Origin of the sequence: Photorhabdus heterorhabditis, from assembly GCF_001280945.1 — a bacterium.
In the GTDB taxonomy this organism is placed as follows: domain Bacteria; phylum Pseudomonadota; class Gammaproteobacteria; order Enterobacterales; family Enterobacteriaceae; genus Photorhabdus; species Photorhabdus heterorhabditis.
In genome coordinates, this window is the sequence record NZ_LJCS01000181.1 from 1 (window position 1) to 1043 (window position 1043).

At 51.7% G+C, this 1043-nt stretch carries 1 protein-coding gene; it reads right to left on the reverse strand.

Annotation, left to right across the window (positions count from 1 at the left end; genetic code table 11):
* A partial coding sequence (locus AM629_RS21180; protein WP_200905788.1) for a hemagglutinin repeat-containing protein occupies positions 1 to 1043 on the reverse strand: 1043 nt, incomplete at both ends.

Here is a 1043-nt window from a genome sequence, read left to right on the forward strand (position 1 = left end):
ACTTTACACGACTTTATGGGGCCGAAACCTTGACAGCGTTTCCGCGTTTCTTCACTTTTATAGGTTTCTTCCATGGCCTGCGCATAGAGAAAACCGCCGGTTGCCGCAATATCCATTACCCCTTTGGCGATTAACGCCGTCGCCTGGAATAAAATACTGCCCTGAGAGCGGAGAGTTAATGCGCCACCACTGGTCAACCGACTGGCATGTTGCGTAAAGCGCTCAATATTCCCCTCGCGGATAAATTCTTGTCGCGATTCAAAGCGAACATCTCCACCCGCGGAAAGCTGCATATCCCTGCCGGATGTCAGGTGGGTGCCGGCTGTCAGCAGGTTGCCTGCCGCAACTAAGGTGAGATTTTGCGCCGCGTTGATGGCGCCGGTGGCATACAGGTAGTGTTTATCGCCATCATTAATCGGCGAATATTTTTGGGCAGAGAAAATTAAGTCCTGGCCAGCGTTAACCGACACATTTCCCTGCGTCGAGGTTAATCTGGCCATCTTACCCACGATATCGCCCCCCGCACTGAGTTGCAGGTCATCACCCGCGGTGATTTGTGTGCCTAATTCGGATAAATCAACCGAGGTCAGCCGTTCTTTTAAGGCTAATAGTTTGTCAAATCCATATAATTCGGATAAATAAAACAGACTGTCTGACGCCTGCTGCGTATTGGGACGAGACATATTGATATCGTGACCCGCACTGAGCGTGACTTGTTGCCCGGCACTGATCCGCGCTCTCTGCAAAACTAAATCCTGGCCCGCAAACAGATGAATATTGCCCGCCGCATTCAAGTGACTTTGGTAGGCATCCAGGTGACGGCCCGCACTGAATGTCAGATGACGGGATTTAGCTAACCGGATACCGGAAAGATCCAGATCGCGGCCCGCGGAAATCCGCAAATGATTATCCGCCGAAATGGTGGGTAATAATGACTCAGGCTGTCTCCATCCCAGTTGGATGTCGCCTTCACGCACCAGTAGCTCAACATTTTCCCCCTTTAACTCTGCCTGACCGGCGGTGATAGCTTTGCCGGCTATGAG